The 24,191-nt window shown below is 39.7% G+C and carries 15 protein-coding genes, 3 tRNA genes, 1 other RNA gene and 1 pseudogene; 18 read left to right on the forward strand and 2 right to left on the reverse strand.

Features of this window, described 5'->3' with window-relative positions; all coding sequences use genetic code 11:
• Nucleotides 1-483: 483 nt before the first annotated feature.
• The 7 genes and pseudogenes from parC to G574_RS0101145 all read left to right on the forward strand — a co-directional run bounded on the left by parC (nt 484) and on the right by G574_RS0101145 (nt 6,293).
• On the forward strand, nt 484-2,943 hold the full coding sequence (gene parC / locus G574_RS0101115; RefSeq protein ID WP_029690576.1) for a DNA topoisomerase IV subunit A: 2,460 nt from the start codon (nt 484-486) through the stop codon (nt 2,941-2,943).
• A 158-nt stretch (nt 2,944-3,101) separates the two neighbouring features.
• Nucleotides 3,102-4,127 (forward strand): annotated as a pseudogene (locus G574_RS0101120) (branched-chain amino acid aminotransferase); the annotation flags it as partial.
• Nucleotides 4,128-4,244: 117 nt separating this feature from the next.
• Complete coding sequence (locus G574_RS0101125) at nt 4,245-4,475, forward strand: DUF2969 domain-containing protein (RefSeq protein ID WP_029690577.1); 231 nt, start codon at nt 4,245-4,247, stop codon at nt 4,473-4,475.
• A 58-nt stretch (nt 4,476-4,533) separates the two neighbouring features.
• Nucleotides 4,534-4,614: transfer RNA gene (locus G574_RS0101130), tRNA-Tyr, on the forward strand.
• Nucleotides 4,615-4,741: 127 nt separating this feature from the next.
• A tRNA-Gln gene (locus tag G574_RS0101135) sits at nt 4,742-4,813 on the forward strand.
• 122 nt (nt 4,814-4,935) lie between these two features.
• Nucleotides 4,936-6,141, forward strand: coding sequence for a 30S ribosomal protein S1 (rpsA, locus tag G574_RS0101140; RefSeq protein WP_029690578.1), 1,206 nt, complete (start codon nt 4,936-4,938; stop codon nt 6,139-6,141).
• 80 nt (nt 6,142-6,221) lie between these two features.
• Nucleotides 6,222-6,293 (forward strand) — tRNA-Arg (locus G574_RS0101145).
• Between the two features lie 585 nt (nt 6,294-6,878).
• Here G574_RS0101145 and G574_RS0101150 read toward each other — a convergent pair.
• Nucleotides 6,879-7,505, reverse strand: coding sequence for a DUF3862 domain-containing protein (locus tag G574_RS0101150; RefSeq protein ID WP_029690579.1), 627 nt, complete (start codon nt 7,503-7,505; stop codon nt 6,879-6,881).
• Between the two features lie 120 nt (nt 7,506-7,625).
• Entirely contained in the window at nt 7,626-8,234 is a 609-nt protein-coding gene (locus G574_RS0101155; RefSeq protein ID WP_029690580.1) for a TVP38/TMEM64 family protein, read from the reverse strand.
• Between the two features lie 77 nt (nt 8,235-8,311).
• Between G574_RS0101155 and ssrA the strand changes: the two genes are divergently transcribed.
• The 11 genes from ssrA (at nt 8,312) to G574_RS0101205 (ending at nt 24,163) form a co-directional block, all read left to right on the forward strand.
• Nucleotides 8,312-8,659, forward strand: a transfer-messenger RNA (tmRNA) gene (ssrA, locus tag G574_RS11195).
• 84 nt (nt 8,660-8,743) lie between these two features.
• Nucleotides 8,744-11,845, forward strand: coding sequence for a DNA polymerase III subunit alpha (locus G574_RS0101160; protein WP_029690581.1), 3,102 nt, complete (start codon nt 8,744-8,746; stop codon nt 11,843-11,845).
• Nucleotides 11,846-11,926: 81 nt separating this feature from the next.
• The gene (gene pfkA, locus G574_RS0101165) at nt 11,927-12,937 is read left to right on the forward strand and encodes a 6-phosphofructokinase (protein ID WP_029690582.1); all 1,011 of its coding nucleotides are present in this window, start codon (nt 11,927-11,929) and stop codon (nt 12,935-12,937) included.
• Nucleotides 12,938-13,011: 74 nt separating this feature from the next.
• Complete coding sequence (pyk, locus tag G574_RS0101170) at nt 13,012-14,514, forward strand: pyruvate kinase (RefSeq protein ID WP_029690583.1); 1,503 nt, start codon at nt 13,012-13,014, stop codon at nt 14,512-14,514.
• A 580-nt stretch (nt 14,515-15,094) separates the two neighbouring features.
• A complete protein-coding gene (gene lepB, locus G574_RS0101175; protein ID WP_017769641.1) occupies nt 15,095-15,652 on the forward strand; it encodes a signal peptidase I in 558 nt (185 codons plus the stop codon).
• Between the two features lie 398 nt (nt 15,653-16,050).
• Nucleotides 16,051-17,862, forward strand: a complete 1,812-nt coding sequence (glmS, locus tag G574_RS0101180; protein ID WP_029690584.1) for a glutamine--fructose-6-phosphate transaminase (isomerizing) — start codon at nt 16,051-16,053, stop codon at nt 17,860-17,862.
• A gap of 133 nt (nt 17,863-17,995) precedes the next feature.
• Nucleotides 17,996-19,768, forward strand: a complete 1,773-nt coding sequence (locus G574_RS0101185; RefSeq protein WP_029690585.1) for a PTS mannitol transporter subunit IIBC — start codon at nt 17,996-17,998, stop codon at nt 19,766-19,768.
• 89 nt (nt 19,769-19,857) lie between these two features.
• A complete protein-coding gene (locus G574_RS0101190) occupies nt 19,858-21,810 on the forward strand; it encodes a BglG family transcription antiterminator (protein ID WP_029690586.1) in 1,953 nt (650 codons plus the stop codon).
• 1 nt (nt 21,811) lies between these two features.
• The gene (locus G574_RS0101195; RefSeq protein ID WP_029690587.1) at nt 21,812-22,249 is read left to right on the forward strand and encodes a PTS mannitol transporter subunit IIA; all 438 of its coding nucleotides are present in this window, start codon (nt 21,812-21,814) and stop codon (nt 22,247-22,249) included.
• A gap of 12 nt (nt 22,250-22,261) precedes the next feature.
• Complete coding sequence (locus G574_RS0101200) at nt 22,262-23,410, forward strand: mannitol-1-phosphate 5-dehydrogenase (RefSeq protein ID WP_029690588.1); 1,149 nt, start codon at nt 22,262-22,264, stop codon at nt 23,408-23,410.
• 423 nt (nt 23,411-23,833) lie between these two features.
• Nucleotides 23,834-24,163 (forward strand): zinc ribbon domain-containing protein YjdM, encoded by a 330-nt coding sequence (locus G574_RS0101205; RefSeq protein ID WP_029690589.1) that lies wholly within the window; start codon nt 23,834-23,836, stop codon nt 24,161-24,163.
• Nucleotides 24,164-24,191 lie beyond the last annotated feature (28 nt).

A 24,191-nucleotide genomic window follows, 5' to 3' on the forward strand; every position in this document is an offset into this window, starting at 1 on the left:
GATAAGTCAGTTAGTATTCTAACTAAACGTGGGCTATGGATAGCGCCAAACTCCTTTCTATACACAATAAAAGGAGTTGAATTGGCTCTAACGACTGTTTAAGTTGGAAATGGTTATTATTGGTTGCCTACTAGTAAAGTAACAAAAAATTAAAATTTTTAATAAGGAACAAAGAAAGGAATGTTCAGGTGGTTTTATTGAACGTGGGACTAAATTCCTAGTGAAAAAGATATATTTCTCTAGATGTTTTACATCGCCGATTGATTTTCTATTTCATACGGAGTTTTTCGGCAAGCCGAATCGTCCCTTTGTATCTTGAGATAACGAAACGCGGGCTACGGACTGTGTCAAAATCCCTTCTACATACAATGAAAGGAGTTGAATCCGCCCTAAAGGCTGTGTAAAAAAGATAAATCGTCGAGAAAATCAGGATTTTCTACCGATTTCCTATTTTTACTTTGCCTTTTACGGGCTTAATATCCTATGTCAAATATTCAAAATATGTCCCTCGAGGATATCATGGGAGAGCGCTTTGGTCGTTACTCCAAATACATCATTCAAGAGCGGGCCTTGCCAGACATTCGTGATGGCTTGAAACCCGTCCAACGCCGTATTCTTTATTCTATGAATAAAGATGGCAATACCTTTGATAAAGGTTTTCGTAAATCGGCTAAGTCTGTCGGTAATATCATGGGGAACTATCATCCTCACGGAGATAGTTCTATTTATGATGCCATGGTCCGTATGTCTCAGGACTGGAAAAACCGTGAGATCTTAGTAGAAATGCATGGTAACAACGGTTCTATGGACGGTGATCCACCTGCGGCTATGCGTTATACAGAAGCTAGACTATCCGAGATTGCTGGTCATCTCTTACGTGATATCGAGAAAAAAACAGTCCCTTGGGCCTGGAACTTTGATGACACTGAAAAAGAACCTACGGTCCTACCAGCAGCCTTTCCAAACCTTTTGGTCAATGGTGCAACAGGGATTTCCGCGGGTTATGCAACAGATATTCCACCTCATAATTTAGCTGAAGTCATTGATGCTGTTGTCTATATGATTGACCATCCTTCTGCTAAATTGGATAAATTGATGGAATTCCTGCCTGGGCCAGATTTTCCAACAGGAGCGATTATCCAAGGCAAGGATGAAATCCGAAAGGCTTATGAAACTGGTAAAGGACGCGTCGTTGTTCGTTCACGCACGGAAATTGAATCCCTTCGTGGTGGCAAGGAACAAATCATTATTACTGAAATTCCTTACGAAATCAATAAGGCAGTTTTGGTCAAGAAAATTGATGACGTCCGTGTCAATAATAAAGTTCCTGGCATTGCAGAAGTGCGTGATGAGTCTGACCGCGAGGGCTTGCGCATTGCTATCGAGCTCAAGAAAGACGCCGATACGCAAACCATTCTAAATTACCTCTTCAAGTACACAGATTTGCAGGTCAATTATAACTTCAACATGGTGGCTATTGACCATTACACACCAAAACAAGTTGGTCTTCAAAAAATCTTATCCAGCTACATCGCTCACCGTCGTGATGTGATTGTTGCGCGTTCTCAGTTTGATAAGGACAAGGCGGAAAAACGCCTTCATATTGTAGAAGGACTAATACGTGTTATATCTATCTTAGATGACGTGATCGCCCTTATCCGTGCTTCGGAAAATAAGACTGACGCCAAAGAAAATTTAAAAGTATCTTACGACTTTTCAGAAGAACAGGCAGAAGCAATTGTGACACTACAACTCTATCGTTTGACCAACACGGATATTGTGACCTTGCAAAATGAGGAAGCTGAATTGCGTGACTTGATTGCTACTTTATCTGCCATTATCGGTGATGAGCGTACCATGTACAACGTTATGAAACGTGAGCTTCGTGAGATTAAAAAGCAATTTGGTAACCCTCGTCGTTCTGACCTTGAAGCCCAAGCTGTCGCTATTGAAATCGATACGGCTAGTCTGATCGTTGAAGAAGAAAGCTTTGTCAGTGTTACACGTGGTGGGTATATCAAACGCACCAGCCCACGCTCATTCAATGCTTCAACAGTTGATGAACTAGGGAAGCGTGACGATGATGACTTAATTTTTTATACCCAGGCCAAGACCACCCAGCATCTCTTGCTGTTTACTAATAAGGGGAATGTCATATATCGTCCAGTCCATGAGTTACCAGATATTCGTTGGAAGGATATTGGCGAGCATCTTTCTCAAAATATTACTAACATTCATAATGATGAAGAAGTGCTCTATGCCGAAATTCTAGATAATTTTGATTCAGGGACTTATATGGCAGCTACCCAAGAAGGGCAAATCAAACGTTTTGAGCGTAAGGACTTATCCCCTTGGCGAACTTATCGCACAAAATCGGTTAAATTCGCTAAGCTAAAAAGTGAGACGGACAAGGTTGTCGCAGTGCAACCAATCACCTTAGAAAGTATCATGGTAGTCACACATAAAGGTTATGCCCTCCAATTTAGTGTAGATGATGTTCCGATTGTTGGGCCTAAAGCCGCTGGTGTAAAGGCAATTAATCTGAAAGCTGACGACCATGTTCAGAGTGTCTTTCTTTCCAATAGTTCGAGCTTCTATCTTCTAACGCAAAGAGGAAGTCTTAAGCGAATGAAGACATCTGATATTCCAGTGAGCAAGCGCGCTGGCCGTGGATTACAAGTTCTTAGAGAATTAAAATCTAAGCCGCACCGTGTTTTCCAAGCAGGACCTATCTATACGTCAGATGAAAATATCGGAGGAGAAATGGACCTCTTTTCAGCACCTGTTGAAAATGAGCAAGTTACGCTAGAAATTATGTCAGATACAGGGGAGATAAGAGAAATCGATTTAGTGGCTTTGCCTCTTTCAGAAAGAACGAGCAATGGTTCCTTTGTATCTGAAACTATTTCAGAACAAGGTGTTTTATCAGCAAAAATGGTTTGATAAAACTGGCCAGTAAGGTGATAAAGTGAAAGAAAAATTTGGATCTTTTCTGAATTTTTCTTTTTAAACAAAAGAATTGTCAGAATTTTACAAAAAACTATTGAAAACAATAATAAAATGAGCTATACTAGACAACAACTTTTAAAGAAAAGAGGTCGCTAATGGCAGTTGAACTAGATTGGGAAAACCTTGGGTTTTCATATCACAAATTACCTTATCGTTATGTTTCATACTTTAAAGATGGTAAATGGGATAAGGGTGAATTAACGGAAAATGCTACATTGACTCTTTCGGAAAGCTCACCAGCTCTCCACTATGGACAGCAGGCTTTTGAGGGGTTGAAAGCCTACCGTACAAAGGATGGAAGCATTCAATTATTTAGACCGGATAAAAATGCTGAACGTTTGCAAAATACTGCGGCTCGACTACTGATGCCACAAGTACCTACTGATAAGTTTGTTGAGGCTTGTAAAGCAGTAGTAAAAGCAAATCATGAGTATGTGCCACCTTATGGAACAGGCGGTACACTTTATTTACGTCCATTACTAATTGGTGTCGGTGATGTCATTGGTGTACATCCTGCCAATGAGTATATTTTTGTGGTATTTGCGATGCCAGTGGGCTCATACTTTAAGGGAGGACTCACACCAACTAATTTCATCGTATCAGAAGATTTTGACCGTGCAGCCCCTTATGGGACTGGAGCTGCTAAAGTCGGTGGTAACTATGCTGCCAGTCTTCTCCCAGGAAAGAAAGCAAAAGCAGCAGGTTTTTCTGACGTTATCTACCTTGATCCTGCTACTCATTCAAAAATTGAGGAAGTTGGTGCAGCAAATTTCTTTGGTATCACTGCAGATAACGAGTTTGTCACGCCGTTGAGTCCATCAATTTTGCCATCAATTACGAAATATTCGTTATTAGAACTCGCTGAAACACGCCTTGGTATGAAAGCAATCGAAGGTGACGTTCCTATCGATAATCTTGATCGCTTTGTTGAAGCTGGCGCTTGTGGAACAGCTGCGGTAATTTCACCAATTGGTGGCATTGAATATCGTGGGAAGTTACATGTCTTTTATAGTGAAACTGAAGTTGGTCCAGTAACTAAAAAATTGTACGATGAACTGGTAGGCATTCAATTTGGAGATGTTGAGGCGCCAGAAGGATGGATTGTTAAAGTGGAATGATAAGAACGAAGCTTGCACTCTTGCAAGCTCTTTTATTTTTCGGTAAAATACTTTCTAGTAAGATAAGGAGAAAATATGGTTTTTGACGTTAAGGCTAAAACCTATTCTGTGATTGAAATGAGTAAAAAAGATAAAAAAATAGAAATTCAAGTTAGCGATGCACAAGTAATTGTAAACAACCAAAAAGTAGATGGCTATCAGTTGCAAGCTGGGAAAAAAATAATTGGAGAGATTGCTGAATTAGATAATCGTTTTGCCATTGTTGAAAAAGAAACAGTGACAGAGTTTCATAAAACTCTAGATAGCGCAGTACAAGTCATCATCGCTAATTATAATTTAAACAATTAAAAGTAGGTAAACCTCTTGCAGCCTAACAAAAACTATGATAGAATAGTTTTTGTTGTTTGGAGAGATAGCGAAGTGGCTAAACGCGGCGGACTGTAAATCCGCTCCTTCGGGTTCGGGGGTTCGAATCCCTCTCTCTCCATGAGATAGGATACAAAGGACGTTAAGAAATCCGTATGAAAATAGGAAATTGACGAAGTGTGCCCAACACACAAGGAAGTTTATCTTTTTACTAGGATTTTGGTTTGTGTTCTATTCAGTTATTCAATTGGGGTATAGCCAAGCGGTAAGGCAAGGGACTTTGACTCCCTCATGCGTTGGTTCGAATCCAGCTACCCCAGTCATGGTATGTGGCAAAGCCTAATTGTCTTAGCGATCAGTTGTGCCCTTGCGAGTTACCTTGAGAAAATATATTGGTATCAAGAGTCAGAATAGGCTGGCTTTTGTTGGAGGATTTTTTAGAATGAATGAATTTGAAGATTTGCTAAACAGTGTTAGCGAAGTTAACCCTGGTGACGTTGTCACTGCAGAAGTTTTAACAGTTGATAATGAGCAAGCAAACCTTGTCATTGAAGGAACAGGTGTTGAAGCTGTTCTTACTCTTCGTGAGTTGACAAACGATCGTGACGCTGACATCAACGACCTTGTTAAAGCTGGCGAAACACTTGAAGTGCTTGTTCTTCGTCAAGTAGTTGGTAAAGATACTGATACAGTAACTTTCCTAGTATCTAAAAAACGTTTAGAAGCTCGCAAAGCATGGGACAAACTTGTTGGACGTGAAGATGAAGTTGTTACTGTTAAAGGCACACGTGCTGTAAAAGGTGGCCTTTCAGTGGAATTCGAAGGTCTTCGTGGCTTTATTCCAGCATCAATGATCGATACGCGCTTTGTTCGTAACACTGAACAATTCGTTGGTCAAGAGTTTGATGCAAAAATCAAAGAAGTTGATCCAGCTGAAAATCGTTTCATCTTGTCACGTCGTGATGTTGTTGAAGCAGAAGCTGCAGAAGCGCGTAAAGAAGTCTTCTCAAACATTGAAGAAGGATCAGTTGTTACTGGTAAAGTAGCTCGTTTGACTAGCTTTGGAGCTTTCGTTGACCTCGGTGGTGTTGACGGACTTGTACACGTTACTGAACTTTCTCATGAACGTAACGTTTCACCTAAATCAGTTGTTTCAGTTGGTGATGAAGTAGAAGTTAAAGTTCTTTCTATCGACGAAGAAGCAGGACGTGTGTCACTTTCACTTAAAGCAACTACACCTGGACCATGGGATGGTGTAGACCAAAAATTGGCTAAAGGTGATGTTATCGAAGGTAAAGTGAAACGTCTTACAGACTTTGGAGCTTTTGTTGAAGTGCTTCCAGGTATTGATGGCCTTGTTCACATTTCACAAATTTCACACAAACGTGTTGAAAATCCAAAAGATGTTCTTTCTGTAGGTCAAGACGTTACTGTTAAAGTTCTTGAAGTTGATTCTTCAGCAGAACGTGTATCACTTTCAATTAAAGCTCTTGAAGAGCGTCCAGCACAAGCTGAAGGTGAAAATAACAGTGAAAAACGTCAATCACGTCCACGTCGTCCAAAACGTGAAGCGAAACGTGACTATGAGTTGCCAGAAACTCAAACTGGTTTCTCAATAGCTGATCTTTTCGGTGATATTGAATTGTAATAGAAACAAACATAAAAAGCTTGCCTAGCAGGCTTTTTATTCTCTAGAGTCATTATATTATAAGATATGACTCTAGCTAACCACCTTTAGTGTAATGGATATCACGTAAGATTCCGGTTCTTGAGATGGGGGTTCGATTCCCTCAAGGTGGATAATAGCTAATGCCCCTTTTCTTAATAAAAGAGGGTATTATTTTTTCAACAAGATTAAGAAGCCTTCCCAGCTTTATTAAAATTTTATAGATTTTATGTCTTCGTGTAAGAGTGCACTGACAAGTTGAGTATCGTTGTTTATAGATTGTCTGAAATGAGCCAGATAGAGGGTTTTTCTGCTTTTATTCTGTATCACTTTGAGTTCTTAGCGATAATGATAAGGATATAACTTTGGTATTCTATTTTCTTTAGGCCTCAAAAATACTATTGTTTCCGATAGGTTAGGCCATTTTTATACGACATTCATTGATGTAGGTGATACAAACTTAAAAAAGTTTACCTGGCCATTGTGTAGCTTCTTAAATCATGCAATGACCCAAGGATACCATCATAGTGTTGGGGATTTCAATTATGTTGATTTGTGATAATGACCTATAAATAAGGTATTATAAGTTTTTTATTGTACAGGTCATCGATAATTTAAAGAATATAAAAAAGCGAGAAAACGGATATCCAATACTGTTTGCTCGTTTTTTTATATGTGATATGTGCTTTCCGATTCAACCTATTTGATGAGTACTCAACTTATTCTAATCCGGTTTGTTTCATGTCGGTTAATTTTTGATTGGTAAAAATTAATTCAATTTGTCTTACTTGATTTTTCCCTTGGAGGTTACTGGACCATAGTGCTTGAATGATTTCGCCATCAGAAGAGACAGCTTCTGACATGACATCTGGCTGTCCGAGAGCTTCAGTAGCCTGAGTGAATGTCATATCTTTATGGATCTTGTCGTCAAAGATTTTTTTAGTGATCGTTTGTTTACGATCAAATGAGAAATTAGAAATGGCTCTGGCAATAGTGCTGTTTTCATAAAGTTGTGCATTAACTTTGGCTTCTTCAATGTCCCAACTATAGACATCAAGCGTAACATCACCTGCAGGTTTTGTTGTATGCGAGCTTGGCTCACCATAGAGTGCTTTTAGCTCTTCTAGGGTAGAGCCTCCTTTGAAGTTATTTTCTGCTGATCCTGTCTTGATTTCATTAAACTTCAAACGAATGTTAGGATTTTGTAGGGGGCCTGTTTCGGATTGGAGTGTGGTTATTTCTTTCTTAGCTGGTGTCTTAGTCTCTTGTCCTTTAGATGAACAAGCTGATAATGTTAATAATGTGAGACCAAGTAAAGTGATTGGCAATAGTCGTTTTGTAATCATAAGTCTTCCTCTTTGATGTGTTACTTGATAATATTATAACACAAGTTTTATCTATGATATGTTGGAAATCAACTGGTATCAAAAAATCCCAAGTATTGTTACTCAGGATTAGATTATCATTTAAAACCATTTTTGCGCCCAGTCACCACCGTAGATCAAGATAGCACTATAAGCTACAATGGAGAAGGGTTTGGCTAACATAATGATTAGTAAGAAGCGTTTGACACTCATATTCGTTAAAGCGGTTATCATAACCATGACGTCTGCTGGGGCAAATGGAGCAGCCATGCTGAGGATGAAGAAATTCTCAAAGCCCTTACTTTCTAGACGTTTTTCGTAAGAGTAAAAGGTGTCCTCTTTAACAAAAAGTAAGATGAATTTGCGTCCGAATTTTTTGACTAATAGAAATAAAATAAAGCTACCGATAATAATACCAATGTAGTTATAGATAAAGCCACGCCACCAGCCAAAGACTAGAAAGCCAACAACCGTCGTGACCCCTCCAGGAATAACGGGGAATACCACTTGGATAATTTGTACAACAATAAAAATCAAAGGTCCTAGGACCTCGTATTTGACAACAACAGCTTTTAGCATATTGCTGTCATTTAAAATACCAATTCGGTAAAGCCAGATGATCAATAATCCAGTTGCTATTACTAATAATATTCCTAAAAACCGAATGAGTTTTTGTAATAGTAGGTAGCGTTTGCTATATTTCATTTCCATAGCTTAATCATACCACAATGGACTTTTTTTTGCTATTTGAAATCACATCTGATATACTATTATTATCACTTTTGTTTGGGGTCGTTACGGATTCGACAGGCATTATGTGGCATATTCTGCGACTCATCGTGCGGATGTAAAACGTCAGTTAAATATAACTGCAAAAAATAACACTTCTTACGCTTTAGCTGCCTAAAAACCAGCGGGTGTGACTTCCTTGAAATGGCTTGTGTTTTGAGTGAAGTTTTATTTTAGCAAGCTACGTTTAAGTATTGTCTAGCTACTTAAAAAGAGATGAATAGACTCGCTTAGTATAGGGTTGAGCTATGTGTCGATACTGAGTTAAATGAAGGCATAGCCTATAGTTGTAGACGAATATGATGGCAGGTGTTTGGACGTGGGTTCGACTCCCACCGGCTCCATTATTCCCTTATCAGAGATGATAGGGGTTTTCTTTTATTACTTTTTTCTTAAGTTAGTTTGATTACGCTGAGTCTCGGGAGAAGATTATGTTTGTACCATTAGAAACAAAGACGGTTTACACGTTCATGGAAAGTTTAATAGACATTGATACCTATATTTCCCGTGGTAAAGAGCTCGGTTACCGTTCTTTAGGGATAATGGATCGCGATCATTTGTATAGTGCCTATCATTTTATTAAAAAGGCTAAGGAGAATGGTATCCAGCCTCTAGTAGGGCTTTCGACAGCTTTGATGTATGGTGGTAGTACGATTGAGTGCCGCTTTCTTGCTTTAAATAGCACAGGTTATAGGAATCTGATGAAGCTATCTACCGAGATCATGTCTGCTAACCGCGATTTGGAAAGGCTTGTACCATTTTTGGATCAAGTGCTCTGCATCATTCCGTATGATGAGCAGTTAGAAAAGATCACATTTCCCATTGATTATCACATTGGGGTTTATCCAGATTCTCCTCAAAAAGATTATGACAAACCGATCATTCCTCTATATCCTGTCAATAGTTTTGAGGACTCTGAAAAGGAGACCTTACAGGTCTTAACAGCCATTAAAGATAATGTGCCGTTGAGTGATGTGCTTCCTGATAAAGGTTCAACAGCTTTAAAGGACAGTCAGAGTTTAACGTCTCTTTTTCAGGAGCGTTTTCCGGAGAGTTTAAGCAATCTTGAAGAGATAATTTCTGACATTACTTATCATTTTGATAAACACCTCAAATTACCGCGGTTCAATCGAGATAAGGAAGCAGTTGTTGAGTTACGAGAAAGGACTTATCAAGGATTACGTGATAAAGGAATTGATAGCCCGGTCTATCGTAAACGTTTGGAAAAAGAATTGGTGATCATCCATGATATGGGATTTGATGATTATTTTTTGATTGTTTGGGATCTCTTAGCCTTTGGACGTCAGCGTGGTTATTACATGGGAATGGGACGGGGGTCAGCGGCAGGTAGTCTAGTAGCTTATGCCCTATCAATCACAGGCATTGATCCGATAAAAAACCAATTGCTATTTGAGCGATTTTTAAATGCTGAACGTTATAGCATGCCCGATATCGATATCGATTTGCCTGATATTTATCGAAGTGATTTTTTACGTTATGTGAGAGATCGTTATGGCTCAGATCATGCTGCTCAAATTGTGACTTTTTCAACTTTTGGTGCCAAACAGGCTATTCGAGATGTTTTTAAACGTTTTGGCGCTAGTGAGCATGAGTTATCTGCCATCACCAAGAAGATTTCTTTTCGTGATCATTTGACAAGTGTTTACGATAAGAATCTGGCATTTAGGCAAATCATTACTAGTAATCCGGAGTTTCAAAGAGCTTTTGCGATTGCTAAACGTATCGAAGGAAATCCGCGACAGACATCTATCCATGCCGCAGGTGTTGTTATGAGCGACGATCTCCTAACAGATCATATTCCTCTGAAGACTGGCGAGGAAATGATGATTACCCAGTATGATGCGGGAGCAGTGGAAGCCAATGGCTTGCTAAAAATGGATTTTTTAGGACTGCGAAATCTCACTTTTGTGCAGAAAATGAAAGAAGCGCTGTCCAAAGAGCTCGGTCAAGACTTTGTGATTGAATCCATTGATTTAGAAGACCCTAAAACGCTAGCCTTATTCGCAGCTGGTCGAACCAAGGGGATTTTTCAGTTTGAACAAGCTGGAGCTATATCCTTATTGAAGCGCATCAAACCTGAAACATTTGAGGAAGTAGTAGCGACTACTAGTCTGAATAGACCAGGTGCCAGTGACTATATTGATAATTTTATTGCGCGTAAATATGGTAAGGAGAAAGTTGATTTGATTGATCCGATAGTAGCGCCTATTTTAGAGCCAACCTATGGGATCATGCTGTATCAGGAGCAGGTCATGCAGATTGCACAAGTATTTGCAGGCTTTACTTTGGGTAAGGCGGATCTGTTACGGAGGGCCATGTCAAAAAAGAACGCTGCTGATATGCAGCTGATGGCGTCTGATTTCTTACAAGGTGCCGAAAAACTTGGGCGTGATCCAGAAACAGCTGAGCGGTTATTTGGTATGATGGCAAAATTTGCAGGCTACGGCTTTAACCGTAGTCATGCCTTTGCCTATTCGGCTTTGGCTTTTCAATTAGCTTATTTTAAGGCTCATTATCCCGCTATCTTTTTTGATGTCATGCTCAATCATTCTAGTGGCGACTATTTATTAGATGCCTTAGAGTCAGGGTTTACCTTAGCCAAATTAACGATTAACCAAATTCCTTATACAGACAAGTTGTCGCAAGGACATATTTATCTTGGTTTAAAAAATATTAAGGGACTTCCGAGAGATATGGCTTTTTGGATCATCGAAAATCGTCCTTTTTCAGGAATCGAGGATTTTCTAACGCGTCTACCACAGCAGTTTCAAAAAACGGACCTTCTCTTGCCCTTGATCCAAATAGGCTTGTTCGATAATTTTGAGAGCAATCGCCACAAAGTTGAAGCCAATCTCGATCACTTGATGTTATTTGTCCAAGAATTAGGTAGTCTCTTTGCAGAGTCATCATATAATTGGCAAGAAGCGTCTGACTACTCAGATGCCGAAAAGTACCAGCAAGAAATGGCCATTCTCGGTGTTGGGTTAAGTCCGCATCCCTTAAAAGAACTGATGGCGCACAGTTCACGATCGTTTACCCAAATTGAGCAATTGGTACCGAATGTCCATGTTACTCTACTTGCACAAGTGACAGGCATTCGCGTGATTCGAACGAAGACAGGTCAGCAAATGGCTTTCTTAAAAATAACCGATACGCATCACTCTCTAGATGTGACAGTTTTCCCAGAAACCTATCAGAAGCTAGCGCGTCAAATTAAAGAAGAAGCGATTTATTATTTAATGGGTAAAACACAGGAACGAGATGGACGTATACAACTGATCTTGAACGGATTGGAGCAAGCTACAACAGAAAAGTATTGGATCCAATTACAAAATCATGACCACGATAAAATTGTGGCTAGGATTTTAAAACAGTATCCAGGAAATATTCCCGTTGTTTTGCATTATCAAGATAGTCATGAGACCCTTCAAAGCCAAACTTATTTTGTTTCAAAAACTTCAGAACTTGATGAAATGTTGCGTGACTATGTTATGAAAACGGTTTTTCGTTAAATAATGACGGAAATGCTCCCGTTTCAGGCCTTAGTATGCTATAATGAAGAAGTTAAAAATGTAAAAGGAGTAACATGCAAAATGAAACGTATTGCTGTTTTAACTAGTGGTGGTGACGCTCCTGGTATGAACGCTGCCGTTCGTGCGGTAGCTCGTAAAGCAATTGCGGAAGGTATGGAAGTTTACGGTATTAACCGTGGTTATGCCGGCATGGTAGCAGGAGATATTTTCCCGCTAGAAGCTGGTACAGTGTCAAACACACTATCACGTGGTGGTACTTTCCTCCAATCTGCCCGCTATCCTGAATTTGCAACCCTTGAGGGACAACTTAAAGGTATTGAACAATTAAAAAAACTTGGCATTGAAGGTGTTGTCGTTGTAGGTGGAGATGGTTCTTACCACGGGGCTATGCGCCTAACAGAACATGGTTTCCCAGCGATTGGTCTTCCAGGAACTATCGATAACGATATTGTTGGTACAGACTATACGATCGGTTTTGATACAGCAGTCAACACAGCTGCTGAAGCATTGGACCGTATCCGTGACACTTCTGCTTCACATGACCGTACTTTCGTTGTTGAGGTAATGGGACGTAATGCTGGAGATATTGCACTTTGGGCAGGTATTGCTTCTGGTGCTGATCAGATTATCATCCCTGAAGAAGAATATCATATCGCTGATGTTGTAGCTAAAATTAAAGATGGCTATGAAAACAAAAACAAAAACCATCACATTATTGTTTTAGCTGAAGGTGTTATGAGCGGAGATGAGTTTGCTGCTAAACTCAGAGAAGCTGGCGACACTAGTGACTTACGTGTCACTAATTTAGGACACCTTCTCCGTGGTGGTACCCCAACAGCTCGTGACCGTGTACTTGCTTCATGGATGGGAGCACATGCTGTTGAGCTATTGAAAGCCGGTAAAGGTGGTCTTGCTGTTGGTATCCACAATGAGGAATTAGTAGAGAGTCCAATTCTTGGTACTGCTGAAGAGGGTGCTTTGTTTAGCCTTGATGGTGACAAGATTGTAGTTAACAATCCACATAAAGCACGCCTAGATTTTGCTCAATTAAATAGAGATTTAGCAAACTAGTCTTTGTATTGTACCTCATAAATTAAGAAATCGTCGGTAATCGACAAAAATAAAGGGAGTTTTTATATATCATGATGAATAAACGTGTCAAAATTGTTGCAACACTTGGTCCAGCGGTTGAAACCCGTGGTGGTAAACGTTTCGGAGAAGATGGATATTGGAGTGAGCAACTAGATGTTGAAACGTCTGCAGCTAAAATTGCTGAGTTAATCGAAGCAGGAGCTAACGTTTTCCGTTTCAACTTCTCACATGGTGATCATGAAGAGCAAGGTGCTCGTATGGCTACTGTACGTCGTGCTGAAGAATTAGCACGTCAAAAAGTTGGTTTCCTTCTTGATACAAAAGGACCAGAAATGCGTACAGAATTGTTTGAAGGCGATGATAAAGAGTTTTCATACACAACAGGTGAACAAATCCGTGTTGCTACCGCTCAAGGTCAAAAATCAACTCGTGATGTTATTGCATTGAACGTGGCAGGTGCGCTTGACATCTACGATGAAGTATCAGTTGGTAATACTATTCTTATCGACGATGGAAAACTTGGTTTGCGTGTTCTTGAAAAAGACATTGCAAAACGTGAATTTATTGTTGAAGTTGAAAACGACGGTATTATTGCTAAACAAAAAGGTGTTAATATCCCTAACACTAAAATTCCTTTCCCAGCGCTTGCTGAACGTGATAACGCTGATATTCGTTTTGGTCTTGAACAAGGTCTTAACTTTATCGCTATCTCATTCGTACGTACTGCAAAAGACGTTGAAGAAGTTCGTGCGATCTGTAAAGAAACTGGTAACGAACATGTTCAATTGTTTGCGAAAATTGAAAACCAACAAGGTATCGACAATATTGATGAAATCATTGAAGCTGCTGATGGTATCATGATCGCTCGTGGTGACATGGGTATCGAAGTACCGTTTGAAATGGTTCCAGTCTTCCAAAAAATGATCATCACTAAAGTTAATGCTGCGGGTAAAGCTGTTATCACAGCAACTAATATGCTTGAAACAATGACTGGCAAACCACGTGCAACACGTTCTGAAGTATCTGATGTCTTCAACGCTGTTATTGATGGTACTGATGCGACAATGCTTTCAGGAGAATCAGCAAACGGTAAATACCCTGTTGAGTCTGTTCGCACAATGGCAACAATCGATAAAAATGCACAAACACTTCTTAATGAGTATGGTCGTTTAGATTCTTCTAAATTCCCACGTAACAACAAAACAGATGCTGTTGCATCAGCTGTAAAAGATGCATCACACTCAATGGATATCAAATTAGTTGTTACCATTACAGAATCTGGAAATACAGCTCGCGCCATTTCTAAATTCCGTCCAGATGCAGACATCTTGGCTGTTACTTTTGATGAAAAAGTACAACGTGCTTTGATGATGTATTGGGGTGTTATCCCAGTCTTGACAGCTAAACCAGGTTCAACAGATGATATGTTTGAATTGGCTGAAAAAGTAGCTCTTGAAACTGGACTTGTTCAATCAGGTGACAATATCGTTATCGTTGCTGGTGTACCAGTTGGTTCAGGTGGTACAAACACAATGCGTATTCGCACTGTAAAATAAGAATTAATTAAAAAGCCTATCATATCAAGGATTGATCTTTGATTGGTAGGTCTTTTTTTTATTTTGGGGTATAACTATGAGGAGAATTCATTGATAATATCCACTACCTTGTCTTATGTTTTATCGTTACTAAAACGATTATTTCAAAATAGCAGGAGAGATGATATAGCTATTCTGAAGGTATAGGCGTTGTATTTCAGATGTCATGTAAATTTTCCCAGTTCTAGCTTTAGTCTCAAATGTTAGATGACTGAGTGGGCTGTTTAAACAAGCTAATATCGCAGTCATCGGAGTGGGTAGCGTAGTTTGCGAATAGGGGCTTAATTGCGAATTTTATCAATCGTGGATTAATCTGAGTGAACAGCATTTTTTGATTTCCCAACTCGGATAGGTGCTCAGATTAATGATGTGAAGCGGAAAGTCTTTTTGCGTGCGCTATGCTCACAATAACAATTATTTTGGTGAATCTCATAATGAAGCTCTTATATCTTGTTGTCGGTGTTTGGAGAATGACTCAAAAGGTTCCTCTACTTTTTTTATGGTGCCAAAAATGGTATAATAAATACAACAAGGAGAAATTATGGTAAAACGCGATCTCATTCGAAACAGTATTTTGGCGCTGATTATCGGCGTTATTGCTATTTTAGCAACTGCTTTTTATTTTTCAACTTATAAGGTTACAGCATTAGATAGCAATCGGTTTGTGAGTGAAAAGGATGTTCTGATTTACAACAAGCAGCAATCCCCTAAAATTGATGATTTTGTCATTTATGAGGTTGATGGCGATTTGCATATGAGTCGTGTGATTGCTGAAGGCGGTGATCAGGTGACTTCTATGGATGACGTTCTTTATGTCAATAACAAAATTAAGTCAGAGGCTTATTTGGAGCCCTTGAAGGCAGATTATTTGACTGAAGTGAATCACCAAGCTAACTTCACGGTTGATTTTACCCTGCAGATGATTTCAAAATCTTTGCAAAAGACGATTCCAGAAGAAGATTACTTGGTTCTGAATGATAATCGTCAAAATACTAAGGATAGTCGTCAGTATGGCTTGATTCATCAGTCCCAGATAAAGGGAGTGGCGATGTTTAATCTATTTCCTTTGGAGAAATTTGGTTTTTTAGATACGAAATAAGGTGACAGGGTTGAGCTACTTGCTCAGCCCTATTTATTTGCTAGTGTAAAATGATGATGGTGGTGCTTTTACTTTAAGCATTTATACCTATTGCCAAGCAGCGTGCCGACTATGTTAACGATTGATTAATAGCACACTAGTATTAGAGGATGTTCAACGTTGTGGTGTTTGGCATATGTTTTCATTCAAGAGAAGTGTCAGGACAAGGGTCTGCTTAGAAGTAGGTGTTTTCTGCTCTCGTTTGAAAGTTTACAAAAGACAAATGACTATACCAATTTTTGTATTGACTTTATGATTGTAACGGTATATACTATTCCTGTATCATTTTTAGGGTATAGATGACTATACCAATTTAGTTTTAAAGGAGGGTGGTTGTTTAGCAACCACAGAATTATTATATGTGCGGAATTGTTGGTGTTGTTGGAAATCGTAATGCAACTGATATTTTAATGCAAGGTCTTGAAAAGCTAGAATACCGTGGCTATGATTCAGCTGGTATTTATGTTGCGAATGGTCATAAGTCTAGTCTTGTCAAATCAGTTGGTCGTATTGCTGATTTGCGTGCTAAAATTGGTATTGATGTTGCTGGTAGCACAGGTATTGGTCACACACGTTGGGCAACGCATGGTCAAGCAACAGAAGATAATGCCCATCCTCATACATCAGCTACGGGACGTTTTGTGTTAGTGCATAATGGTGTGATTGAAAACTATCTTCAGATCAAAGAGCAATACCTTGCTGGTCATGACTTAAAAGGGCAAACAGATACTGAAATTGCTGTTCATTTAATTGGTCAATTTGTTGAAGATGGTTTGTCAGTTCTTGAAGCTTTCAAAAAAGCGTTGTCAATCATCGAAGGGTCATATGCGTTTGCCTTGGTGGACTCTGAAGATACGGATACAGTTTATGTTGCTAAAAACAAATCACCACTTTTGATTGGTTTGGGTGATGGTTACAACATGGTTTGTTCAGATGCTATGGCTATGATTCGTGAAACATCTGAATTTATGGAAATCCATGATAAAGAAATGGTTATTTTGACCAAAGATTCAGCTACTGTAACGGACTATGAAGGTAATGAAATCGAGCGCGGATCATACACCGCTGAACTTGACCTTTCAGATATCGGTAAAGGGACTTACCCATTCTACATGCTTAAAGAAATCGATGAGCAGCCTACTGTGATGCGTAAATTGATTTCAACCTATGCTGATAGCGAAGGTAATATGAACATCGATCCAGCTATCGTTAAATCTGTACAGGAAGCTGATCGTATCTACATTCTTGCAGCGGGAACATCTTATAACGCTGGTTTTGCCTCAAAAACGATGCTTGAAAAATTGACTGATACACCAGTTGAGCTTGGTGTTGCTTCTGAGTGGGGTTACAATATGCCACTTCTTAGTGAAAAACCAATGTTTATCTTGCTCAGCCAATCAGGTGAAACGGCTGATAGTCGTCAAGTACTGGTTAAAGCTAATGAAATGGGAATTCCAAGTTTGACGGTGACAAACGTTCCTGGTTCAACTTTGTCACGTGAAGCGACTTACACCATACTTCTTCACGCTGGACCTGAAATTGCAGTTGCTTCTACAAAAGCCTATACAGCTCAAGTCGCAGCCTTGGCCTTCTTGGCAAAAGCTGTTGGCGAAGCCAATGGTAAAGCAGAAGCGCTTGACTTTGATTTGGTTCATGAGTTGTCATTGGTTGCACAATCTATTGAAGCAACACTTTCTGAAAAAGATATGATTGCTGAAAAAGTTGAAAAACTGCTTTCGACAACACGAAATGCTTTCTACATTGGCCGTGGTAATGATTACTATGTTGCCATGGAAGCATCACTCAAATTGAAAGAAATTTCATACATCCAATGTGAAGGATTTGCTGCGGGTGAGTTAAAACACGGTACCATTTCATTGATTGAAGATGGAACACCAGTTATCGGTTTGATTTCATCAAGTGAACTGGTTGCAGCCCATACTCGTGGTAATATCCAAGAAGTAGCAGCTCGTGGGGCACATGTTCTTACTGTGGTCGAAGAAGGGCTAGAGCGTGAGGGTGATGACATTGTTGTCAATAAGGTGCATCCATTCCTTGCGACAATTGGTATGGTTATCCCGACACAGTTGATTGCTTACTACGCATCACTTCAACGTGGTCTTGATGTTGATAAACCACGTAACCTTGCTAAGGCTGTTACAGTAGAATAAGCTAATTTAATAAGGAAAAATGTCTGATTTGTGTCAGGCATTTTTTTGACACAAAAAATGTGCCAAAGTTTGAGTATTTTAGAAAGCGCTTAAATGATAAGATAAAGAGGTAAAAAACTTAGGAGGCGTTCTTATGGAACAACAATCGTCATTGAAAGTGAAGATCCAGAAACTTGGAACAACCCTTTCTAATATGGTTATGCCTAATATTGGGGCGTTTATTGCATGGGGAGTTATCACAGCTTTATTTATTGAGGCTGGTTATCTACCCAATGAGAAGTTAGCGACTATTGTCGGACCGATGTTGACCTACCTTCTTCCGATTTTGATCGGGTATACGGGTGGTTATAATGTCTATGGTCAACGCGGAGGTGTCGTAGGTGCTATTGCAACCTTTGGTGCTGTTGCTGGGTCTACAGTACCGATGTTTATTGGGGCTATGATCATGGGGCCACTTGGTGGTTGGTTGATTAAGAAATTCGATGAAAAATTCCAATCAAAAATTCCAACTGGATTTGAAATGTTGGTTAATAATTTTTCAGCTGGTTTAATTGGATTTGGACTTGTATTAATCGCCTTCTTTGCGATTGGACCTGTTGTCGCCACCTTGACCGGCTTGGTTGGTGATGGTGTGCAAGCTATCGTTGATGCTAAGCTCTTACCAATTGCTAACTTGATTATTGAACCAGCTAAGGTTCTCTTCTTGAATAATGCGCTTAACCACGGGATCTTTACACCGCTTGGTACCGAACAAGCGGCAGAAACTGGTAAATCTATCCTTTACCTTCTTGAAGCAAACCCTGGACCAGGTCTTGGTATTCTTCTTGCCTATGGTATTTTTGGAAGAGGTTCTGCTAAAGCCTCATCATGGGGAGCAATGGTTATCCATTTCCTAGGTGGTATCCACGAAATCTACTTCCCATACGTTATGATGAAACCGGCTATGTTCTTAGCAGCGATTGCAGGTGGTGTAACTGGTACCTTTACCTTCCAACTTCTTGGTGCAGGTTTGGCATCGCCATCTTCACCAGGTTCAATCATTGCTATTATGGCTATGGCACCTAAAGGTTTTGGGCCCCACTTAGTGGTTCTTGCTGGGGTATTTGCGGCAGCAGCAGTCTCTTTCCTCGTAGCTTCATTGATTCTCAAAACGGATAAATCTACAAGTGATGACCTAGCGGAAGCACAAGCAATAACGGCAGCAGCTAAGGCGCAATCAAAAGGTCAAGAAACTTCAGCGAAATCAGCACCAATCACAGAAGATATCTCAGGGACATCAATTGATCAAATTATTTTTGCCTGCGATGCAGGCATGGGAAGTTCGGCTATGGGTGCTTCAATTCTTCGCGATAAGGTGAAAAAAGCAGGCCTTACTATTCCTGTCACTAATAAAGCTATTTCAAATCTTACAGATGTTGATCGTACTTTGATTGTCACTCAGGAAGAGCTTGCCCCACGTGCTTACCAACGGACCCCGCGTGCAGCCCACGTTTCTGTCGATAATTTCTTGGCAAGTCCTAAATATGATGAAATTGTGGCACTTTTAGCAAATGAAACGATCTCTTCACCTCGTCCAGTTAAAGAAGAGACAACTGAGACTATCCAACAAGTTGATCTTAGCCACATTGACGAAGTTGTCTTTGCTTATGGTCAGTCAGAAGGATCTGCTACAATGGGACAATCAACGCTATCAGCCATCTTCAAGAATAAGGGTGTCGGCATTCCTGTCTCTAAAGCTAATTATGCTGATTTGGGTCGCTTTAATGCCAAAAATATTCTTGTAGTCACCACGATTGCTAATCAATCGCAAGCACAAGCGGCAGCACCAAATGCCCAGTTACTTGTCGTTGATAGTCTTGTGACAACACCAGAGTATGATAAGATGGTTGAGAGAATGTATAAGTAAATCTCTGATCGTCAGGTTATGGGAAACTTAGCTGCTCCAACCTTTTGACAGGATTGAAAGTCTAACGAAAAAAGTAGTATAATGAGCACATGCTATTAACCAAAAGAGAAGAACAGTTATTGAAAGCTTTCCAAGAATATGGGAAGCTTTCGATTAATCAGATGACAGATATCTTACAAGTGTCTAAACGCACGACATACCGAACGATTACCGATTTAACGGAGAGCTTGGACACTATTCAAGTGAGCATTCTTAAAGAATCTGGAAAATATTATTTACACGGTCAATTAGATCGCTTAACGACCTTTGAATCACAGGAATCCTTTTCTCGTGAGGAAAGATTATCATGGATTTGCCTCATGCTCTTGTTAGAAGATGAGGGATTGACAAATGAAGCATTACAAACGACATTTTTAGTGAGTAATGTGACGATTATTCAAGATGTTGCTCAAATTGAGGAGCGATTGAAACAGTTCGACCTGATCCTCAACCGGCAGCACAAGGGGTATCAATTAGTTGGTGATGCTGGAACCAAGCGTTGGTTGGCTGCGGTTATCTTGACAGATGTCTATGCTGTTGCTGATTTCAAGCGCTTAGCGGATGTGACCTTTCCTCAATTCGATGTGGCTCAATTTCAAGTGGCACAACAAGTTTTTCAAGAAGAAGTTGAAAATATACCGGAATGCGATACTAAGATGGGACACTTTTTGATTGTGCTGCTTAGCTTGGCCAATGTGAACACCTTGGAGACTAAAACCTATGCTATCAGTCGCATGGCTATGGATATCACGCAATCCTTGTTTAGGTCTTATGCCAAATTAATAGGTCGTTTCTATAGTCTTCAAGAAATTTTATATTTTGCTAGTCGGTTAGATGAGTTCGTGATCAAAAGGCAACCTGTTCCCTTGTTTCAAGAGCAGGTAGATAGTGAATTTTATTATAATATTTCCAATTTGATTGATAAGGTGTCACTGTATACCAAAATTAATTTTGCGAAAGATCAAGTGTTATTTAAATTCTTGTTCAATCATGTCCGGCTCAGTCTGGCAGTTCCTGAAATGTTTAGAGAAACCAGTAACCCGGCAGTCACTCACCACGCTTTGAAACAATCGAGTTATCTTCATCGTGTCATTACCTTATTGATAAAAGATATTTTTCCACCATACTTACAAACACAGAATGAGTTCGAGCTTATTACCTTGCATTTCGCATCGAGTTTGAGGAGGAGTCCCGATATCTATCCGGTGAGATTGCTGTTATTGACCGATGAACGGCCTTTGGCAAGAGAACTTTTGATGACCCGTATTCGTCATTTAGCACCATTTATTGAGCGGTTAACAGTTAAATCATTAAGCCAGTATGAAACGTCAGACGATCGTCTCTATGATGCCATTTTGACGACACGACCCTCGACAGAAGGGCACTATTACATCCCGATTTTTCCAGATGGAAAGGCCTTGCTTGAGTTACAAGACTATCTTCAAGATGTGCAAGAAAATCGAGATATTGTTATGAGAGAGGCATTGCCAGAGGAATCGTCTTATGACAGTCAAGAATACTTGCGTGCGGCGCATGAACTTCTCTCAACCTTTTCGCTCTTTCAAGTAGATAATGCTAAGCATTTTGATCAAAGTGTAGCAACCATAGTGGCTCAATTACCTGGTATTAGCGACACAAACTATTTAACGCAGAAGTTGATTCAGCGCTTTCACCAGAGTCCTATGGCGATACCAGATACGGGTTTGATGCTCTTACACACGCAGTCTCATACCGTCGAAACATCGGGTTTTTATATCTGTGATTTAACAAAAACGATTTCTGCTGTTTCGATGAATCAGCAAACAGAGAACGTTAGCCGTGTCTTGATAATGTTGACTAAAACTTCTGAAAATGACAGTGTGCGCGACTTGATGACGGCAATCGGCCAATCCATTATTGAAAACCATCTCTATACTGAGATTTACAAAACGGGGAATAAAGCGATTATTTATCAGCTCCTCAATCAGATATTTACCAACAAGATCAAACAATTGGAGAATTAATATGCAATTTGATAAACAACTGATTAAATTAAATCAATCTTTTGAAACGAAAGAAGATGCCATCCGTTATTGCGGTGAATTACTTCGCGATGGTGGCTATGTCAAACCTGACTACATCGATGCAATGATCACACGAAACGAAGAACTATCTGTTTATATGGGGAATTTTATTGCCATTCCTCATGGTACTGATGATGCTAAAAAAGAAGTGCTCAAATCAGGTATTACAGTCGTTCAAGTGCCTAAAGGGGTTAATTTTGGTACAGAGGACAGCCCTCAAGTTGCAACTGTCTTGTTTGGCATTGCAGGTATTGGAGATGAGCATTTGGAAATGATTCAAAAAATTTCCATATTCTGTGCTGATGTTGACAATGTGGTCAAATTAGCGGATGCTCAGAGTGAAGATCAAGTCGTTCAGTTATTGAATGGTGTTGAGTAGGGAGGAGTTATTATGAAAAAAGCGGTACATTTCGGTGCTGGAAATATCGGACGCGGTTTTATTGGAGAAGTTTTAGCAGTGAATGATTTTGCAATTGCTTTTGTCGATGTTAATGAAACCATTATCGATGCCTTAAATAGTCGCCATTCTTATGAAATTGAGATTGCAGAGGATGGCAAACGTCGCATTGCGGTCTCTCATGTTTCAGGGATTAATAATTCCAAAAATCCTGCTGATGTGATTGCAGCAGTCGCTGAAGCAGATCTGATCACGACAGCGATTGGGCCTAATATTCTCCCATTTATTGCAGAACTTATTGCAGAAGGCCTTAAAGTTCGTCAAGAATCTGGAAAAACCCAAGCGATTGATGTGCTAGCTTGTGAAAATATGATCGGTGGCTCACAGTTTTTATACGAAGAAGTCAAAAAATACTTGTCAGAAGATCGGTTGGCTTATGTTGATGAGTACGTCGGTTTCCCTAATGCTGCCGTGGACCGCATTGTACCGGCGCAAACACATGAGGATCCTTTGTTTGTTGTGGTAGAACCTTTTAAAGAATGGGTGGTTGAGACCAGCCGCATGAAAAACCCAAGCTTAAAATTAGAAGGTGTTCATTACGAAGAGGATTTGGAACCTTTTATCGAGCGAAAACTCTTTTCGGTCAACTCAGGTCATGCCACATCAGCTTATTCAGGTGCTTACTATGGTGCAAAAACGATTTTGGAGGCTCTTCAAAACAACGACGTCAAGCGGCAACTGCAAGCGGTTTTAGCAGAGATTCGTTCCTTGCTCATCGCTAAATGGCAATTTGATGATGCGGATTTAGCAGCTTATCATGATGTTATCATTAGTCGATTCGAGAATCCATATATCGTTGATGATGTGGTTCGTGTAGCACGCACACCGATTCGCAAACTGGGTTATGACGAGCGGTTTATTCGTCCAATTCGTGAACTAAAAGACCGTGGGTTAGACTACAGTCATCTCTTACAAACAGTTGCCTATGTTTTCCATTATCAGGATGCTAATGATGAGCAAAGTTTAGAATTACAGCAATTGTTGGCACAAGAGCCTTTGGAAGATGTTATTGCCAAAGTCACTGGTTTGAGCGATCAAGCTCTGATCACTGAAATTGCAGATAGCGTTAAGCGTTTAGAGTAATAATGGTTAACTAAAGCTATCTTACGGAGCTATTTGAGAATACAAGGTATTAACAAAATGACTCTATCCCTATTTTAGATGATTAATCACTGTGCTGAGTTGTCCATTGGAATGCTAAACAGCAGTAGGATAGGGTTCGGCTCAAGAACTAAAGGCAAATCATTTCTCAAAAATACAGTGTATCTACATTTAGAGGTTGGACTTGATGTCCAACCTTTTTGATGTCGCAAAATAGTGCTTTATATCAATCATTTGATAAAAGACATGTACCACCTTTGGAAGATAAACTTAGGGATTATTGACATCACCATTTATTTTGCTGCCCTGATACTGATAGTTCCCTTTTTCAGTGCTTGTCAAAAAGGGATTTCTAAAGTAAAATAAACAAATATAGAATTGTAACATATGAAAGTAGGAAAAAACATGATCCCAAATTGCCCTAAATGCCAATCAGAGTATGTCTATGAAGACGGTCATTTACTCGTTTGTCCAGAATGTGCCTATGAATGGTCACCAGAAGACGTTGTTGAAGAAGAAGGTCTGGTTGTCAAAGATAGTAACGGAACCGTACTCAGCGATGGTGACTCAGTGACTGTCATTAAAGACTTGAAAGTCAAAGGTGCTCCCAAAGATATCAAGAAAGGGACTCGTGTGAAAAATATTCGCCTAGTAGAAGGTGATCATAATATTGATTGTAAGATCGATGGTTTCGGAGCGATGTCCTTGAAATCAGAATTCGTTAAGAAACTGTAATTTAGTCAGTTATTTAAATATTGTATTT

The sequence above is a fragment of the Streptococcus hyovaginalis DSM 12219 genome (genome assembly GCF_000420785.1).
Lineage (GTDB): Bacteria > Bacillota > Bacilli > Lactobacillales > Streptococcaceae > Streptococcus > Streptococcus hyovaginalis.

What these genes read in the sequence shown, in the direction of transcription:
- parC (WP_029690576.1), top strand. Translation starts at nt 484, where the DNA reads ATGTCAAATATTCAAAATATGTCCCTCGAGGATATCATGGGAGAGCGC.
- G574_RS0101125 (WP_029690577.1), top strand. Translation starts at nt 4,245, where the DNA reads ATGAGTAAAAAAGATAAAAAAATAGAAATTCAAGTTAGCGATGCACAA.
- rpsA (WP_029690578.1), top strand. Translation starts at nt 4,936, where the DNA reads ATGAATGAATTTGAAGATTTGCTAAACAGTGTTAGCGAAGTTAACCCT.
- G574_RS0101150 (WP_029690579.1), bottom strand. Translation starts at nt 7,505, where the DNA reads ATGATTACAAAACGACTATTGCCAATCACTTTACTTGGTCTCACATTA.
- G574_RS0101155 (WP_029690580.1), bottom strand. Translation starts at nt 8,234, where the DNA reads ATGGAAATGAAATATAGCAAACGCTACCTACTATTACAAAAACTCATT.
- G574_RS0101160 (WP_029690581.1), top strand. Translation starts at nt 8,744, where the DNA reads ATGTTTGTACCATTAGAAACAAAGACGGTTTACACGTTCATGGAAAGT.
- pfkA (WP_029690582.1), top strand. Translation starts at nt 11,927, where the DNA reads ATGAAACGTATTGCTGTTTTAACTAGTGGTGGTGACGCTCCTGGTATG.
- pyk (WP_029690583.1), top strand. Translation starts at nt 13,012, where the DNA reads ATGAATAAACGTGTCAAAATTGTTGCAACACTTGGTCCAGCGGTTGAA.
- lepB (WP_017769641.1), top strand. Translation starts at nt 15,095, where the DNA reads ATGGTAAAACGCGATCTCATTCGAAACAGTATTTTGGCGCTGATTATC.
- glmS (WP_029690584.1), top strand. Translation starts at nt 16,051, where the DNA reads ATGTGCGGAATTGTTGGTGTTGTTGGAAATCGTAATGCAACTGATATT.
- G574_RS0101185 (WP_029690585.1), top strand. Translation starts at nt 17,996, where the DNA reads ATGGAACAACAATCGTCATTGAAAGTGAAGATCCAGAAACTTGGAACA.
- G574_RS0101190 (WP_029690586.1), top strand. Translation starts at nt 19,858, where the DNA reads ATGCTATTAACCAAAAGAGAAGAACAGTTATTGAAAGCTTTCCAAGAA.
- G574_RS0101195 (WP_029690587.1), top strand. Translation starts at nt 21,812, where the DNA reads ATGCAATTTGATAAACAACTGATTAAATTAAATCAATCTTTTGAAACG.
- G574_RS0101200 (WP_029690588.1), top strand. Translation starts at nt 22,262, where the DNA reads ATGAAAAAAGCGGTACATTTCGGTGCTGGAAATATCGGACGCGGTTTT.
- G574_RS0101205 (WP_029690589.1), top strand. Translation starts at nt 23,834, where the DNA reads ATGATCCCAAATTGCCCTAAATGCCAATCAGAGTATGTCTATGAAGAC.